Origin of the sequence: Streptomyces sp. NBC_00443 (assembly GCF_036014175.1) — a bacterium.
Classification (GTDB): Bacteria; Actinomycetota; Actinomycetes; order Streptomycetales; family Streptomycetaceae; genus Streptomyces.
Map to the genome: position 1 here is coordinate 2,048,575 of NZ_CP107917.1, position 15,733 is coordinate 2,064,307.

Annotated in this window: 12 protein-coding genes; 4 read left to right on the forward strand and 8 right to left on the reverse strand. The window is 69.1% G+C overall.

What is annotated here, in order from left to right; translation table 11 throughout:
• Positions 1 to 95 precede the first annotated feature (95 nt).
• The gene (locus OHO27_RS09235; protein ID WP_328422116.1) at positions 96 to 1,316 is read left to right on the forward strand and encodes a thiolase family protein; all 1,221 of its coding nucleotides are present in this window, start codon (positions 96 to 98) and stop codon (positions 1,314 to 1,316) included.
• Positions 1,313 to 3,442, forward strand: a complete 2,130-nt coding sequence (locus OHO27_RS09240) for a 3-hydroxyacyl-CoA dehydrogenase NAD-binding domain-containing protein (RefSeq protein ID WP_328422118.1) — start codon at positions 1,313 to 1,315, stop codon at positions 3,440 to 3,442. Before OHO27_RS09235 ends, OHO27_RS09240 begins: the two co-directional genes overlap by 4 nt.
• A 118-nt stretch (positions 3,443 to 3,560) precedes the next feature.
• Here OHO27_RS09240 and OHO27_RS09245 read toward each other — a convergent pair whose 3' ends face one another.
• Positions 3,561 to 4,577: a hypothetical protein gene (locus OHO27_RS09245; protein WP_328422120.1), complete on the reverse strand. Its 1,017-nt coding sequence runs from the start codon at positions 4,575 to 4,577 to the stop codon at positions 3,561 to 3,563.
• Positions 4,578 to 4,672: 95 nt separating this feature from the next.
• Here OHO27_RS09245 and OHO27_RS09250 point away from each other — a divergent pair, with 95 nt between their 5' ends.
• Together OHO27_RS09250 and OHO27_RS09255 are read left to right on the forward strand one after the other, a co-directional pair.
• Positions 4,673 to 5,578, forward strand: a complete 906-nt coding sequence (locus OHO27_RS09250; RefSeq protein ID WP_328422122.1) for an NAD(P)-dependent oxidoreductase — start codon at positions 4,673 to 4,675, stop codon at positions 5,576 to 5,578.
• A 73-nt stretch (positions 5,579 to 5,651) separates the two neighbouring features.
• Entirely contained in the window at positions 5,652 to 6,023 is a 372-nt protein-coding gene (locus OHO27_RS09255) for an NTP pyrophosphohydrolase (RefSeq protein ID WP_328430390.1), read from the forward strand.
• A gap of 39 nt (positions 6,024 to 6,062) precedes the next feature.
• Here OHO27_RS09255 and OHO27_RS09260 read toward each other — a convergent pair whose 3' ends face one another.
• The 7 genes from OHO27_RS09260 to OHO27_RS09290 form a co-directional block, all read right to left on the reverse strand.
• Positions 6,063 to 7,586, reverse strand: coding sequence for an amino acid permease (locus OHO27_RS09260; RefSeq protein ID WP_328422124.1), 1,524 nt, complete (start codon positions 7,584 to 7,586; stop codon positions 6,063 to 6,065).
• Between the two features lie 146 nt (positions 7,587 to 7,732).
• Entirely contained in the window at positions 7,733 to 9,661 is a 1,929-nt protein-coding gene (gene dxs / locus OHO27_RS09265; protein ID WP_328422126.1) for a 1-deoxy-D-xylulose-5-phosphate synthase, read from the reverse strand.
• Positions 9,662 to 9,845: 184 nt separating this feature from the next.
• Positions 9,846 to 11,138, reverse strand: a complete 1,293-nt coding sequence (locus OHO27_RS09270; RefSeq protein WP_328422127.1) for a sugar ABC transporter permease — start codon at positions 11,136 to 11,138, stop codon at positions 9,846 to 9,848.
• Positions 11,135 to 11,926 carry an ATP-binding cassette domain-containing protein gene (locus OHO27_RS09275; protein ID WP_328422128.1) on the reverse strand — a complete coding sequence of 264 codons (792 nt, stop codon included), beginning with the start codon at positions 11,924 to 11,926 and terminating at the stop codon, positions 11,135 to 11,137. The genes OHO27_RS09270 and OHO27_RS09275 overlap by 4 nt, the downstream gene beginning before the upstream one ends.
• Before the next feature lie 222 nt (positions 11,927 to 12,148).
• A complete protein-coding gene (locus tag OHO27_RS09280) occupies positions 12,149 to 13,252 on the reverse strand; it encodes a substrate-binding domain-containing protein (protein WP_328430391.1) in 1,104 nt (367 codons plus the stop codon).
• A gap of 133 nt (positions 13,253 to 13,385) precedes the next feature.
• Positions 13,386 to 14,585, reverse strand: coding sequence for an ROK family transcriptional regulator (locus OHO27_RS09285; RefSeq protein WP_328430392.1), 1,200 nt, complete (start codon positions 14,583 to 14,585; stop codon positions 13,386 to 13,388).
• 209 nt (positions 14,586 to 14,794) lie between these two features.
• On the reverse strand, positions 14,795 to 15,727 hold the full coding sequence (locus OHO27_RS09290; protein ID WP_328422129.1) for a carbohydrate ABC transporter permease: 933 nt from the start codon (positions 15,725 to 15,727) through the stop codon (positions 14,795 to 14,797).
• Between the last annotated feature and the right edge of the window lie 6 nt (positions 15,728 to 15,733).

Sequence of the window (15,733 nt, forward strand, 5' to 3'; positions counted from 1 at the left end):
AGCTACGTTACTCATAAGTAGCATGAGCCTGAGCGCGCGCTCAGCGCTTGCGCAGCGCAGCAGTGCAGATCCCGCACCTCTGGAGGAGAGCCATCGTGCCTCGTACCGTCAGGGACGTCGTCTTCGTCGACGGCGTCCGCACCCCGTTCGGCAAGGCGGGCCCGAAGGGCATCTACCACGAGACCCGCGCCGACGACCTAGTCGTGAAGGCGATCCGGGAGCTGCTGCGCCGCAACCCCGGTCTCGACCCGAAGGAGATCGACGAGGTCGCCATCGCCGCGACCACGCAGATCGGTGACCAGGGCCTCACCATCGGCCGCACGGCCGGCATCCTCGCGGGCCTCCCGCAGTCGGTGCCCGGCTACTCCATCGACCGGATGTGCGCCGGCGCCCTGACCGCCGTCACCTCGGTCGCCGGTTCGGTCGCCTTCGGTGCGTACGACATCGCCATCGCCGGTGGTGTCGAGCACATGGGCCGTCACCCCATGGGTGAGGGCGTGGACCCGAACCCGCGGTTCGTGAGCGAGAAGCTGGTCGACGAGTCCGCCCTCTTCATGGGTATGACCGCCGAGAACCTGCACGACAGGTACCCGACGATCACCAAGCAGCGCGCCGACGAGTACGCCGTGCGCTCGCAGGAGAAGGCCGCCAAGGCGTACGCCAACGGCAAGATCCAGCAGGACCTGGTGCCGATCTCCGTGCGCCGGACCAACGCCGAGGCCGGTGAGACGGGCTGGGGCCTGGTCACCGCCGACGAGCCGATGCGCCCGGGCACGACGATGGAGAACCTGACCGGTCTCAAGACGCCGTTCCGCGTCCACGGCCGCGTGACCGCGGGCAACGCCGCCGGTCTCAACGACGGTGCCACCGCCTCGCTCATCGCGTCCGAGGACTTCGCCCGCGAGAACAACCTCCCGGTGAAGATGCGCCTGGTCTCCTACTCCTTCGCGGGTGTGGAGCCGGAGGTCATGGGCTACGGACCGATCCCGGCCACGGAGAAGGCCCTCGCCCAGGCCGGGCTCAGCATCTCCGACATCGGTCTGTTCGAGATCAACGAGGCCTTCGCCGTCCAGGTCCTGGCCTTCCTCGAGCACTACGGCATCGCCGACGACGACGCGCGCGTCAACCAGTACGGCGGCGCCATCGCCTACGGCCACCCGCTCGCCTCCTCCGGCGTCCGCCTGATGACGCAGCTGGCCCGCCAGTTCGAGGAGCAGCCGGAGGTCCGCTACGGCCTGACGACCATGTGCGTCGGCTTCGGCATGGGCGCGACGGTCATCTGGGAGAACCCGAACTTCGACGGAGGCAGCAAGTGAGCACCACCGCTGAGCTTTTGAAGGGTGCGGCCGAGCTGTTCCCCGACGAGGTCGTGACGTCCGCGCACGTACGACACCTCGACCTGCCGTTCGGCGCCGGGCGTTTCGCGCTCATCACGCTGGACAACGGCTTCGACCACACCAAGCCGACCACCTTCGGCCCGCAGTCGCTGGCGAACCTGGACACCGCCATCGACCAGGTCGAGGCGGAGGCGGCGGCCGGCGACATCGTCGGCGTCGGCATCACCGGCAAGCCGTTCATCTTCGCCGTCGGCGCCGACCTCAAGGGCGTCGAGCTCCTCAAGGAGCACAAGGACGCGCTCGCCATCGGCAAGGGCGGCCACGAGGTGTTCAAGCGCCTCGCCGGTATCGCGGTCCCGACCTTCGCTTACTACAACGGCGCCGCGATGGGCGGTGGCGTCGAGGTCGGTCTGCACTGCAAGTACCGGACCGTCTCCAAGGCGCTCCCGGCCTTCTCGCTCCCCGAGGTCTTCCTCGGCCTGGTTCCCGGCTGGGGCGGCTGCACGATCCTGCCGAACCTGATCGGTGCCGACAAGGCCGTCTCGGTGATCATCGAGAACAGCCTCAACCAGAACAAGCAGCTCAAGGGCCAGCAGGTCTTCGACCTGGGCATCGCCGACGCCATCTTCGAGGGCGCCGACTTCCTGGAGCAGTCGCTGATCTGGACCGCCCAGGTGCTGAAGGGCGACGTCGAGGTCGAGCGCCCGGTGATCGACCGCGGTGAGGCCTGGGACCAGGCCGTCGCCAAGGGCCGTTTCATCGCGGACTCCAAGGTGCACGGGGCCGCTCCGGCCGCCTACCGCGCCCTCGACATCATCGCCGACGCCAAGAACGGCGACCTCCAGCAGGGCTACGACGCCGAGGACAAGGCGCTCGCCGACCTGATCATGGGTGGCGAACTGCGCGCCGGCATCTACGCCTTCAACCTGGTGCAGAAGCGCGGCAAGCGCCCGGCCGGCGCCCCGGACAAGAACCTGGCCCGCCCGGTCACCAAGGTCGGCGTCGTCGGCGCCGGTCTGATGGCCTCGCAGCTCGCCCTGCTCTTCCTGCGCCGCCTGGAGGTGCCGGTCGTGCTGACCGACATCGACCAGGAGCGCGTCGACAAGGGTGTGGGCTACGTCCACGCCGAGATCGAGAAGCTGCTCGGCAAGGGCCGTATCAACCAGGACAAGGCCAACCGCCTCAAGGCCCTGGTCACCGGTGTGCTGGACAAGGCCGAGGGCTTCGCGGACGCGGACTTCATCATTGAGGCCGTGTTCGAGGAGATCGGCGTCAAGCAGCAGGTGTTCGCGGAGGTCGAGGCGGTCGCCCCGGCGCACGCGATCTTCGCCACCAACACCTCCTCCCTGTCGGTCTCCGAGATGGCGTCGAAGCTGAAGAACCCCGAGCGGGTCGTCGGCTTCCACTTCTTCAACCCGGTCGCGGTTCTGCCGCTGCTGGAGATCGTCCGCGGCGAGAAGACCGACGACGCCTCCCTGGCCACGGCCTTCGCCGTCGCCAAGAAGCTGAAGAAGACCGCGGTCCTGACGAAGGACGCCCCGGCGTTCGTCGTGAACCGCATCCTCACCCGCTTCATGGGCGAGATCCAGAACGTCATCGACGAGGGCACCCCGGTCGAGGTCGCCGAGAAGGCCATCGAGCCGCTCGGGCTGCCGATGTCCCCGCTCGTGCTGCTGGAGCTGGTCGGTCCCGCGATCGGTCTGCACGTATCCGAGACCCTCAACCGGGCCTTCCCCGACCGCTTCACGGTCTCCCCGAACCTCGCGGCCGTCGTCAAGGCGGGCAAGCGCGGCTTCTACGTGTACGACAGCGGGAAGCCGGAGCTGGACCCGGAGGTCGCCGCACTGCTGAAGCAGGGCGACTCCGTCCTCACCGAGGAGCAGGTCCGTGAGCGCGTCCTCGATGCCGTCGCCCAGGAGATCGGGCTCATGCTCGACGAGGGCGTCGTCGCCGAGGCCCAGGACATCGACCTCTGCCTGATCACGGGCGCCGGCTGGCCCTTCCACCTGGGCGGCATCACGCCGTACCTGGACCGCGAGGGTGTCTCCGAGCGCGTGAACGGCAAGAAGTTCCTGGCACCGGGCGTGGCGTCGGTTCCGGCGTAACCCGACTCGTACGCCAGAAAGGGCCCCTGCTCCGGCAGGGGCCCTTTCGCGTGGGTGGAGGGGCTGTTCGTGTGGGTGGGGCCCTCTCGCGTGAGTGGGCGTCAGGCCTCCCGGGGAGTCAGATGTCTCGCCATGCCTCCAGCGCCAGCCCGGGCTCCTCCTTGCGCCGGGTGATCAGCAGTTGCCCGGTCGAGGGCGACATCGTCGCGGCCACCACCCGCTCATCCTCGTCCAGCGCCAGCGCCACCACCGCGTCCGCAGCGAGCTGCGGTCCCGACTCCGTCCACCACGCCCCCGCCGACTCGTGCTCCGTCGGATACGCGGCGAAGGCGACGCGCCCGCTCGCCGAGCGCTGGGCGAGCAACGTGCAGTCGTGGCCGTCGAGTTCGCAGCGGATCACGGAGACCGGGCCGGGACCGGCGGACGCCAGCAAGGTGACCGGCTTGGTGCCGGGGCGCCAGGCGCACAGGTCGCCGGAGTCGTCCGCGTAGAAGAGCGTGGTGTGCTCGGCGGAGGTCGCGAGGGCGCGGAGCGTGCCCGGGCGTACCGGGGTCTCCATCGCCTCCTCCAGGACCGGGACGGCGCCCGGGCTCTCCTGCCGCCAGTGCAGGATGGCCCCGGGGACGGCCGCGTACAGCTCGACGAGCCCGGACTCCCCCGTCACGGCGGCCAGCCGCTCGTCGACCTCACGTCCCTTGAGGTCACGCCACGGGCCCCAGCCGCCCACCGCCTTCTGGCCGAGCATGCTCACCCCGCCCGCCTTGTTGCGGACGAAGACATGGCAGCGCCCCTGCGCATCGACCGTGACGGCGGGCATGCCGGTGCGGTCGCCGGTCCGGTTCGGGTGGCCGATGGGGATCCAGTCCAGCGCGGCGAGACGCGGGCGGAAGTGCGTGGAGTGCACGAGGCCCGCCTCGCCCGGCTTGGTGGGCCGCCAGGCGGCCAGATGGGCGTAGCAGTCGGCGCCCTGGCCGACCGCGGGGCCGGGGCGCAGCTTCTGCTCGCCGCCGAGCGGACGCGGGGGTTCCCAGGGGCCGCCGGGTCCGAGTTCCGCCCGGCACAGGACGGCGTCGTCGGTCGGCAGATAGACACTGAGGCGGCCGTCGCGGCCGCGGATGAGCCAGTCGCCGTTCACCGGTTCACTCTATTCGGGGGCGTGCGGACGGCGTGCCCCGGCCCCGGGCAAGCTGGATCACAGCAACGTCCGCACAAGAACAGGAAGTCGACGTCATGACCGACAAGCTGACCGTGAGCGTCCTGGGCACCGGAATCATGGGCGCCGCGATGGCCCGCAACCTGGTCAGGGCGGGGCACACCGTCCGCGTCTGGAACCGCACCCGCACCAAGGCCGAGCCGCTGGCCGCCGACGGGGCCCTCGTCACCGACACCCCCGCCGAGGCGGTCCGGGGCGCCGACGTCGTCCTGACCATGCTGTACGACGGTCCCGCGACGCTGGACGTCATGCGGGACGCGGCGCCCGCACTGCGCTCCGGTGCCGTCTGGGTGCAGTCGACGACCGCCGGCCTCGAAGGGGTCGCCGACCTCGCCGCCTTCGCCCGCGACCACGGCCTGGTCTTCTACGACGCCCCGGTGCTCGGCACCCGCCAGCCGGCCGAGGCCGGTCAGCTCACCGTGCTGGCGGCTGGGCCCGTCAAGGGGCGCGAGACGGTGACGCCGGTGTTCGACGCCGTCGGCGCCCGTACGGTGTGGACCGGCGAGGACGGCGCGGCCGGCACTGCGACACGGCTGAAGCTGGTCGCCAACAGCTGGGTGCTCGCGGTGACGAACGCGGCCAGTGAGGTGCTGGCGCTGTCCAAGGCCCTCGATGTGGATCCGCAGCGGTTCTTCGAGGTGATCGACGGGGGTCCGCTCGACATGGGGTATCTGCGGGCCAAGGCCGGCCTGGTGCTGAACGGGGGGCTGACCCCGGCCCAGTTCGCGGTGGCCACGGCGGCGAAGGACGCGCGGCTCATCGTGGCGGCGGGCGAGCGGCACGGCGTACGCCTGGATGTGGCCGCGGCGAGCGCGGAGCGGTTCGAGCGGGCCGATGCACAGGGGCACGGGGACGAGGACATGGCGGCGGCCTACTTCGCCAGCTTCGCCGAGGACTTCGAGGACGACAAGGCCCCGGAGTGAGCCGTGCGACCCTTGCCCCATGACTGACGACGTCCCCCCGACTGACGACGTCCCTCCGGCTGAAGACGTCCCCCTGCCCGACGACGTGCCACTGCTCGTGATCGTCGACGCCGCGAACGTCGTCGGGTCGGTGCCCGACGGGTGGTGGCGGGACCGGCGGGGGGCCGCGGAGCGGCTGCGGGACCGGCTGGCGGCGGACGGGGTGCCCGGGCGCGCGGAGCCCGTGGAGATCGTGCTCGTGGTCGAGGGGGCCGCTCGGGGTGTGGAGAGCGTGCCGGGGGTGCGGGTGGAGTCCGCTGCCGGGAGCGGCGACGACCACATGGTCGAGCTGGTCGCGCGGGCGGACGGACGGCCCTGCCTCGTGGTGACCGCGGATCGGGAACTGCGGCGGCGGGTGTCCGAGTTGGGGGCGGACGTGGCAGGGCCGCGCACGGTCCGGCCGTAGCCGGCTGCCGTACGCGGCCCTTGCAGCCGTCGGTTCCGCCTATGCGGTGTCCCCGGGCTGCCCCTTCTCCACCTCGGCCACGGTCGTCTCCTCGTGCCGTCCGAGGCGGCTGTGGGAGCGGCCGTAGAGGAAGTACACGACGGAGCCGATGGCCATCCAGATGGCGAACCGGACCCATGTCTCGGCAGGCAGGTTGATCATCAGCCACAGCGAGGCGAACACCGACAGGATCGGGAGGAACGGCACCCACGGGGTGCGGAAGGACCGGTGCAGGTCGGGGCGGGTCTTGCGGAGGATGATCACGCCGATCGCCACGACCACGAAGGCGAACAGCGTGCCGATGTTCACCAGGGCGGCGAGTTCGGTCAGCGGGGTGAAGCCGGCCAGGACCGCGATGATCACGCCGAGCAGGATCGTCGGCCGGTGCGGCGTCTTGAACCGGGGGTGGACGTGCGAGAAGAAGCGGGGCAGCAGTCCGTCCCGGCTCATCGCGAAGAAGACACGGGTCTGGCCCAGGAGCAGGATCATGCAGACCGTCGTCAGGCCGACCGCGGCGCCGAAGCTGATGAAGCCCGCGAACCAGGGATGCCCGGTGTCCTTGAACGCGTCGGCGAGCGGGGCGTCCACGGACAGCCGGCTGTAGTGCTGCATGCCCGTGACGACGATCGACACGAGGACGTACAGCGTGGTGCAGATCACGAGTGAGCCGATGATGCCGCGTGGCATGTCGCGCTGCGGGTTCTTGGTCTCCTCGGCCGCCGTGGCCACGACGTCGAAGCCGATGAACGCGAAGAACACGACGGACGCGGCGGTGAAGATGCCCATCACGCCGAAGTTGGACGGGGCCCAGCCGAACATGAGCTGAATCAGCGGGGCGTCGAGATTGCTGGCGGCGTCCACCGTCTGGGTCTTCGGGATGAACGGGTCGTAGTTGTCGGCGTCGATCAGGAACGCGCCGGCGATGATCACGGTCAGGACGACGGTCAGCTTGATGGCGACGACCAGGGAAGTGATCCGCGCGGACAGCTTCATGCCGAGGACGAGGATGAAGGTGAGGACGAGGACGAGCGCGGCGGCGAGGATGTCGAAGCCGAAGGCGTCGGCGCCCTCCCGGCTGCCGAGGACGTCGGGCATCGTCCAGCCCGCGTTGTCCATGAGCGACTGGATGTAGCCGGACCAGCCGACGGCCACCACCGCCGTCCCGAGCGCGAACTCCAGGACCAGGTCCCAGCCGATGATCCAGGCGGGCAGTTCACCGAGGGAGGCGTACGAGAACGTGTACGCCGACCCGGCGACCGGGAGCGTGGACGCGAACTCGGCATAGCAGAGCGCGGCCAGCGCGCAGACGACGCCGGACACGACGAACGCCAGAGCCACGGCGGGCCCGGCGTTGTCCTTGGCGACGGTGCCGGTGAGGACGAAGATGCCGGTGCCGATGATGACACCGACGCCGAAGACGGTCAGATCCAGCGCGGACAAGGACTTCTTGAGCGCGTGCTCTGGCTCCTCGGTATCGAGGATGGACTGCTCTACTCTCTTCGTCCGGAAGAGTGTGCTGCTCACGGTCGTACCTCCCACACTTGTCGTCCTCGACATGATCGAGAGGGGGCGTGGTACGCCTGCCCCGGCGCGTGGGGATTCACACAGATGGGCCGGTTCCGCCACCGACACGAGTGGCGGAACCGGCCCATCCGGCCGTACCGGTGTTGTCAGTCCCGGGCGGGCTCCACCGCGTCGACGTCGGCCGCCGTGCGGTCGAACCGGCCGTCCAGCTTGGAGACCAGCCCGGTGACCTGGCGGGCGATGTCGGGCGCGGTGAGGCCGATCTCGGTCATGACCTCGGCGCGAGAGGCGTGGTCGAGGAAGCGCGGCGGGATGCCGAAGTCACGCAGCGGGACGTCGACGCCCGCGTCGCGCAGGGCCTGCGCGACGGCCGAGCCGACGCCGCCGACACGGGAGTTGTCCTCGACGGTGACGACCACGCGGTGCCGCTCGGCGAGCGGGGCCATGGCCTCGTCGACGGGCTTGACCCAGCGCGGGTCGACGACTGTGGTGGTGATGCCCTGCTTGTCGAGCAGGCCGGCGATCTCGAGGCACATCGGCGCGAGGGCGCCGACGGAGACGAGCAGCACGTCGGGGGTGTCGGTGCCGGGCTCGCGCAGCACGTCCATGCCGCCGACGCGGCCGACGGCGGGGACGGCGGGGCCGACGGCGCCCTTGGAGAAACGGACCACGGTCGGCGCGTCCTTGACCTGGACGGCCTCGCGCAGCTGTGCGCGCACCTGGTCGGCGTCGCGCGGGGCGGCGAGCCGCAGCCCGGGCACGACCTGAAGGATCGACATGTCCCACATGCCGTTGTGGGAGGCGCCGTCGGTGCCGGTCACGCCGGCCCGGTCGAGCACGAAGGTGACCCCGCACTTGTGCAGCGCGACGTCCATCAGGACCTGGTCGAAGGCGCGGTTGAGGAAGGTGGCGTAGACGGCGAAGACGGGATGGACGCCGCCCGTGGCCAGGCCCGCCGCGGACACGGCGCCGTGCTGCTCGGCGATGCCGACGTCGTAGATGCGGTCCGGGAAGGCGTCCGCGAACTTCTTCAGGCCGACGGGCTGCAGCATCGCGGCCGTGATGGCGACGATGTCCTCGCGCTCCTTGCCGAGTTCGACCATCTCGTCGCCGAAGACCGACGTCCAGTCGGCGCCGGAGGCCTTGACGGGCAGGCCGGTGTCGGGGTGGATGGGACCGATGCCGTGGAAGCGGTCGGCCTCGTCCTGGAGGGCGGGCTGGTAGCCGCGGCCCTTCTCGGTGAGGCAGTGCACGATGACCGGGCCGCCGAAGCGCTTGGCGCGCGCGAGGGCCGACTCCAGCGCCTCGATGTCGTGGCCGTCGATCGGGCCGACGTACTTCAGGCCGAGGTCCTCGAACATGCCCTGCGGCGCGATAAAGTCCTTGAGGCCCTTCTTGGCCCCGTGCAGGGTCTCGTAGAGGGGCCTGCCGACGACCGGGGTGCGGTCGAGGATCTCCTTGGTCCGGGTGAGGAAACGCTCGTACCCGTCCGTCGTCCGCAGCGTCGCGAGGTGGTTGGCGAGGCCGCCGATGGTGGGCGCGTACGACCGCTCGTTGTCGTTGACGACGATGACGAGCGGGCGGTCCTTGGCCTCGGCGATGTTGTTCAGCGCCTCCCAGGCCATGCCGCCGGTCAGCGCGCCGTCGCCGATGACGGCGACGACATGGTCGTCGCGTTTGCGCAGCTGGTTGGCTTTGGCGAGGCCGTCGGCCCAGCCGAGGACCGTGGACGCGTGACTGTTCTCGATGACGTCGTGCTCGGACTCGGCCTGCGAGGGGTAGCCGGACAGGCCGCCCTTCATCTTCAGCCGGCTGAAGTCCTGACGGCCGGTGAGCAGCTTGTGGACGTAGGACTGGTGGCCGGTGTCCCAGAGCACCTTGTCCTTGGGCGAGTCGAAGACCCGGTGCAGGGCGATGGTCAGCTCCACCACACCGAGGTTGGGGCCGAGGTGGCCGCCGGTCTTGGAAACCGCCTCGACGAGGAAGGTCCGGATCTCCTCGGCCAGCTGGTCCAGCTGCTCAGGGCTGAGCCGGTCCAGATCGCGCGGTCCCGTGATGCGGGTCAGCAGCGGCACCCGTGCCTCCTTGCAGTAGAGCTGTTGCCGGGCTTGTCGAGTCTAATGTTCCGCTCAGGCGGAAGGTTCCCGGCCCACCCGTCGTGGGTCACGCGATCGGCTGTACCCAATTTGTGCCGTTCCTACGACATGACTGTGCCCGGCACCGCCATTGGTGCCGGGCACAGGGCCTTGCGCGAGGGTGCTATGCGCGACCCGCGGTCTTCTGCGTCTTACGGGTGATCGAGTCGATCACGACCGTGGTGAGCAGGACACCGGCGGTGATCATGTACTTCACCGGCTCGGCGATGGACTCCAGCTGCAGGCCGTACTGGATCGAGACGATCACCAGCACACCGAGCAGCGCGTTCCAAGTGCGGCCACGTCCACCGAACAGGGACGTACCACCGATGACGGCCGCCGCGATGGCGTTCATCAGGAGGTCGCCGGTACCGGCGCTCTGGTTGGCGGAGGCGATCTTCGAGGCCAGGAACAGGCCACCGATCGCCGCGAACCCGCCCGAGATCGCGAACACGGTGATCCGCACCATGGTGACGTTGATACCCGCACGACGCGAGGCCTCGACGCTGCCACCGAGCGCGAAGACCTTGCGGCCGTACGAGGTACGCCGCAGCAGGAAGTCCGTCGCCACCAGGAACACCAGGAAGATCACCGTGGCCAGCGGCAGGCCCTTGTACTGGTTGTACATGACCGCCGCGGCGAAGGACACGACGCCCAGCAGCACGGTCCGCAGGATCGTGTCGCTCATCGGGCGGAACGGGATGCCCGCGGACTGACGGCGGCGGTTGCCGAGGAACGAGGTGATGAAGAACACCACGGTCACCACGGCCGCCAAGCCGTACGCGGCCGCCACGTCCGTGAAGAAGTACGTCGTCAGCTTGCCGATCAGACCGTCGCTGTCGAGGTTGATCGTGCCGTTCTCGCCCAGCGTCTGGAGCATGAAGCCGAGCCAGAACAGCAGACCGGCCAGCGTGACGGCGAAGGCGGGAGCGCCGAGCACCGCGAAGAAGAAGCCGTGTGCCGCGCCGATGACGGCACCCGCCGCGACGGCGATGAGCACGGCCGCCCACTCGGACCAGCCCTGGTTCACCGCGAGGACGGCGGCGATGGCGCTGGACGCGCCGCTGACCGAGCCGACGGAGAGGTCGATCTCGCCGAGCAGCAGCACGAAGACGATGCCGACGGAGATCATGCCGGTGCCGACCATCGTGACGGTGATGTCGCTGATGTTCTGCGCCGACAGGAAGGCCGAGTTCAGGCTCTGGAAGATCACGCAGATGGCGACCAGGCCGAGGATGACCGGCAGGGAGCCCAGCTCACCGGCCTTCAGCTTGCGCCGGAACTCGGTGAGGTAGCCGGCCAGACCCTGCTCCTGCACGAGCAGGCGGGGGTCGACGGCGGTCACCGCGGCCGCGGCGGCCTCGGTGTTGAGGACCTCGTGGTCCTGCGACGTCGTGGAGGTCTTGTCGATGCTCACTTGGAAGCCTCCCCGTTCGTGCGCGCCGCACGGCGGGTCACGGCGTTCTCGGTGGCGCCGGTGATGGCGGAGATGATCTCCTCCTGCGAGGTCGTCTTGACCTCGAAGACGCCGTTGTTGCGGCCGAGTCGCAGCACGGCGACCTTGTCCGCGACGGCCTTGACGTCGGCCATGTTGTGGCTGATGAGGATCACGGCGTGCCCGCGCTCACGCAGCCGCTCGACCAGGTCGAGGACCTGGGCGGTCTGCTCGACGCCGAGGGCGGCGGTGGGCTCGTCGAGGATGACCAGCTTGGGCTCGCCGAGCATGGAACGCGCGATGGCCACCGTCTGGCGCTGACCGCCGGAGAGCGAGGCGATCGGGATACGCACGCTGGGGATGCGGATCGACAGCGTCTGGAGCAGCTCCAGCGAGCGGCGCTCCATCTCGACCTCGTCGAGGACGCCCCATTTGCGGACCTCACGGCCCAGGTACAGGTTGCCGACGACGTCGATGTTGTCGCACAGCGCGAGGTCCTGGTAGACCGTCGCGATGCCCAGGCTCTGGGCGTCGTGCGGCCGGTTGATCGAGACGGCCTTGCCGTCCCACTCGATGACGCCCTCATCGATGGGGTGCACGCCGGCGATCGTCTTGACCAGCGTGGACTTTCCGGCGCCGTTGTCGCCCACCAGGGCGACCACTTCACCGGCGTGGACCTCAAGCTCTACGTCGGTGAGCGCCTGAACGGCACCGAACCGCTTGGAGACCCCGCGCAACGCCAGCACGGGCGTAGCGGACACGTGAACCATCTCCTTCGCCGCCTGACCCGGCGGAAGGGTTGTGCAGAGAGATACAGGGTGGGTGGGCGGGGGATACCCGCGGGGTTCCGTCCGGCGCCCCGCGCCGAGCTTGCGGGGCTGAATGATGCGCGGGGCGCCGGAGGAGTCTGGATCAGCCATGCCCCGTGCGGGAATTCAAGGGTGAATTCCCGCACCTGGAAAGGGGCCTGAGCCTGCTTTCGCCGATACGGCTCAGCCGGTGACGCCGGCCTTGTCGCAAGCGGCCTTGTACTTGCCGGTGCAGATCTCGTCGGCCGTGTAGACGCCGTCCTTGATGACGGTGTCGTTGATGTTGTCCTTCGTCAGCGAGGTGACGGGGACGAGCACCGACGGGATGCCCTTCTCGCTGCCGCTGTCGACCTTGTCCTTGGCGATGGAGTCGAGCGACTTGCCCTGGGCGAGCGCGACGGCCATCTCGGCGGCGGCGGTGGCCTCGGGGGCGTACGGCTTGTAGACGCTCATGTACTGCTCGCCGGTGACGATGCGCTGCACGGCGGCCAGCTCGGCGTCCTGACCGGTGACCGGGACGCTGATGCCCGCGGCCTTGAGCGCGGTGATGATACCGCCGGCCATGCCGTCGTTGGCGGAGTAGACGCCGGCGATGTTGTTCTTGCCGACCGCCGAGATCGCCGCCTCCATCTCGGAGTTGGCGTTCTCCGGCTTCCACTCCTTGGTGTCGTACTCCTTGGCGATGGTGACCTTGCCGTCGAGCGCGGAGTGGGCGCCTTCCTTGAACTGCGCGGCGTTCGGGTCGGTGACCGACCCGTTGATCATGACGACCTTGGAGTCCTTGGTCGCCTTGTCACCCAGCGCCTTCAGCAGGGCCTCGCCCTGGGTCTTGCCGACGGACACGTTGTCGAACGAGGTGTAGGCGCTGATCGGGCCCTCGGCCAGACGGTCGTAGGCGACGACCTTGATGCCGGCGTCGACGGCCTTCTGCACGGAGTTCTTGATCGCCTTGGCGTCGACGGCGTCCAGGATGAGGACGTCCACCTTGTTGGTGATCATGGTGTCGACCTGCTGGGCCTGCAGGTTGGCGTCCTGCTTGGCGTTGTTGTAGTCGATCTTCGCCTTGCCGTCCGTCAGCTCCTTGATCTTCTCCTCGATCAGCGGCCGGTCGAACTTCTCGTAGCGCGCGGTCTGGTTCTCCGGGAGCAGGAGACCGACCTTGATGTCATTGCCCTTGGCGGCGGAGGCGGTCGAGTCGTTGTCGCCACCGGCTTCCTCGGCGCTGCCACAGGCAGCCAGCGAGACGGCCATCGCACCTGCGGCAATGGCAACGGCGGCACGACGCATACGCGTGTTCACTTCAGAAACCTCCCTGACGAGGCCGCGACGTTGCGGCCGAGGTGGCTGGAAGTCAACTCGGCCACACGTGCGACGTCAAGAAGTAAATCCTTAACGGGTTGGCAACGGTGCCATCCGTTCTCTAAGTGAAGGCAGGCCTGGCCGCGTGCAGCGTGCTGTCCAAAAGGGTTGAATCCCCCATCTCGCTGAGCGCGAGCGCGAGGGCTCCGAGCACTTCCGCACGACCGCCAAGTGCCCCGGGGAGAACGGACAGTTGGCGCGCCGCGCTGGGAATGGCGTAGCGGCCGACAGACTCCCGGATGGGCCCGAGAACCAGCTCACCGGCCTCGGCGAGATCACCGCCGAGGACCACGCGGCTCGGGTTCAGGAGATTGCAGAGATTCGCGACTCCACTGCCGATATGACGGCCGACGTCGGCGATCACGCGACGGCAGCCCGGGTCTCCGTCCCTGGCCAGCCGCACGACGCCCTCCATGGTGAGGTCGGTGCCGTGGCTGGACTGGAGCAGCGGGAGCACATAGCGCGCGGCCGCGAAGGTCTCCAGACAGCCCCGGTTTCCGCAGCGGCAGACCGGGCCGGATTCATCCAGAGTAATATGCCCGATTTCTCCCGCTGTGCCGCCCGGGCCTCGGTAGATCTTGCCGCTGATCACTAGGCCGGCGCCGACACCGCTGGCGACCTTGATGTACGCCAGGTCCCGTACGCCCCGGCCGCTGCCCCAGACCAGCTCGCCGAGGGCGCCCAGGTTGGCGTCGTTGTCCACGTGCACGGGTACGCCGAGCCGGCCGCGCAGCTCCTCGGCGGGCTTGGTGCCGGTCCAGCCGGGCAGGATGGCGGTCGAGCCGAGGGTGCCGGACTCGACGTCGATCGGGCCGGGCACGCCGACGCCCACGCCGGCGATCTTGGACCGGTCGACGCCGGTCGCCGCGATCAGCCGGTTGACCAGCTCCTCGGCCCGGTCGAAGCCCTGCGTCGAGGAGGCGTCGACGTCCAGCGGCTCGGCCTCCTCGGCCAGCACCTGGTGGGCTAGGTTCCCGACCGCGACGCGCAAATGGGTGTGCCCGAAGTCGACCCCTATGACGATCCCGGCGTCACCGCTCAGGGAGACGCTGCGGGCCCGCCGGCCACCCGCCGAGGTGGGCGTGACCTCGACCGTGCCGCCGTCCTTGAGCTCGCGGACGATGTTGGAGACCGTCGCCGCCGACAGACCCGTGGTCCTCGCGATCTCCGCCTGGGTGAGCGATCCGGCAAGCCGGACGGCCCGGACGACCCGCTCCAGGTTGGCTCGGTGCAGCGACGACTGCGACCCCGGAGTCTCCACGACGACCTCCTGCGCGCGGGACCGCTTCGATGAGGCCCCGTCCGTGTCCAACTAGTGAACTCTAAGCTGAGCCGTTCGGGTTGCCTCCCGTCAAGAGGTTGAACCAGATCCGGGAATGTGCACACGCGCGCGTGAGCCGCCCCGGTGTGGGACGGCTCACGTGTTACGTGGGGTGACGTGGTGCTTACGGTGGGGCCAACAGAGAGCGTTTACTTCAGCGCACCGGCCGTAAGGCCCGCCTGCACCTGTCGTTGGAAGATGAAGTAGACGATCAGCACCGGCAGCATCGCGATCATCATGCCGGCCATCAGGGCGCCCCAGTCGTTCTCGTAGCCCTGCTGCAGGGCGATCATCGCCAGGCCCTGGGTGAGCACGTACTTGTCCTCGTTCTGGTTGAGGACCATCGGCAGCAGGTACTGGTTCCACTGCCCCAGGAAGTTGAAGATGCCGATGCTGATCAGACCCGGCTTGGCCATCGGCAGCATCACCTGGAAGAACGTTCGCGTGTGCGACGCCCCGTCGATCAGCGCCGCCTCCGCGACCGAGGTCGGCAGGGTGCGGAAGAACGCGGTCATGAAGAAGACCGTGAACGGCAGCGAATAGGCGATGTAGACCAGGATCAGCCCGTGGTACGTCGCCAGCAGCGAGGTCCCGGGGAAGTCCCGCAGCACGAAGAACAGCGGGATGACCAGCATGAAGACCGGGAAGGACATGCCGGCGACGAACATGAAGTAGATGAACCGGTTGCCCGGGAAGGTGAAGCGGGCCAGCACATAGGCGGCCATCGAGCCCAGCACCATGGTGCCGACCACCGAACCGCCCACCACGATGGCGGTGTTGAGGAAGTACTGGCCCATGTTCGCCTTGTTCCAGGCATTGGCCCAGTTCTCGAAGTGCAACGAGGTCGGCAGCCCCCACGGGTCCGAGAGGATGCCGTTGCTCGTCTTGAAGGAGCTCCACAGCACCCACAGCAGCGGCACGCCGACCATCAGCGCCCACACGACGAGCATGCCGTGCGAGAAGACGTGCAGGATGCCGCCCTCGGAGCTGCGGCCGTCGGTCGCGCCGAGCTTCCCGGTGACGCTCGGGCGGTCCGCCTCGTCCGTCTTGGTGACCGTGCCGGTGTTCGTGTCGGTCGTCATCGCCCC

Excerpts from the sequence above, each read along its gene's own strand:
- OHO27_RS09290 (WP_328422129.1), bottom strand. The coding sequence starts at position 15,727 with ATGACGACCGACACGAACACCGGCACGGTCACCAAGACGGACGAGGCG.
- OHO27_RS09275 (WP_328422128.1), bottom strand. The coding sequence starts at position 11,926 with ATGGTTCACGTGTCCGCTACGCCCGTGCTGGCGTTGCGCGGGGTCTCC.
- OHO27_RS09280 (WP_328430391.1), bottom strand. The coding sequence starts at position 13,252 with ATGCGTCGTGCCGCCGTTGCCATTGCCGCAGGTGCGATGGCCGTCTCG.
- OHO27_RS09250 (WP_328422122.1), top strand. The coding sequence starts at position 4,673 with ATGACCGACAAGCTGACCGTGAGCGTCCTGGGCACCGGAATCATGGGC.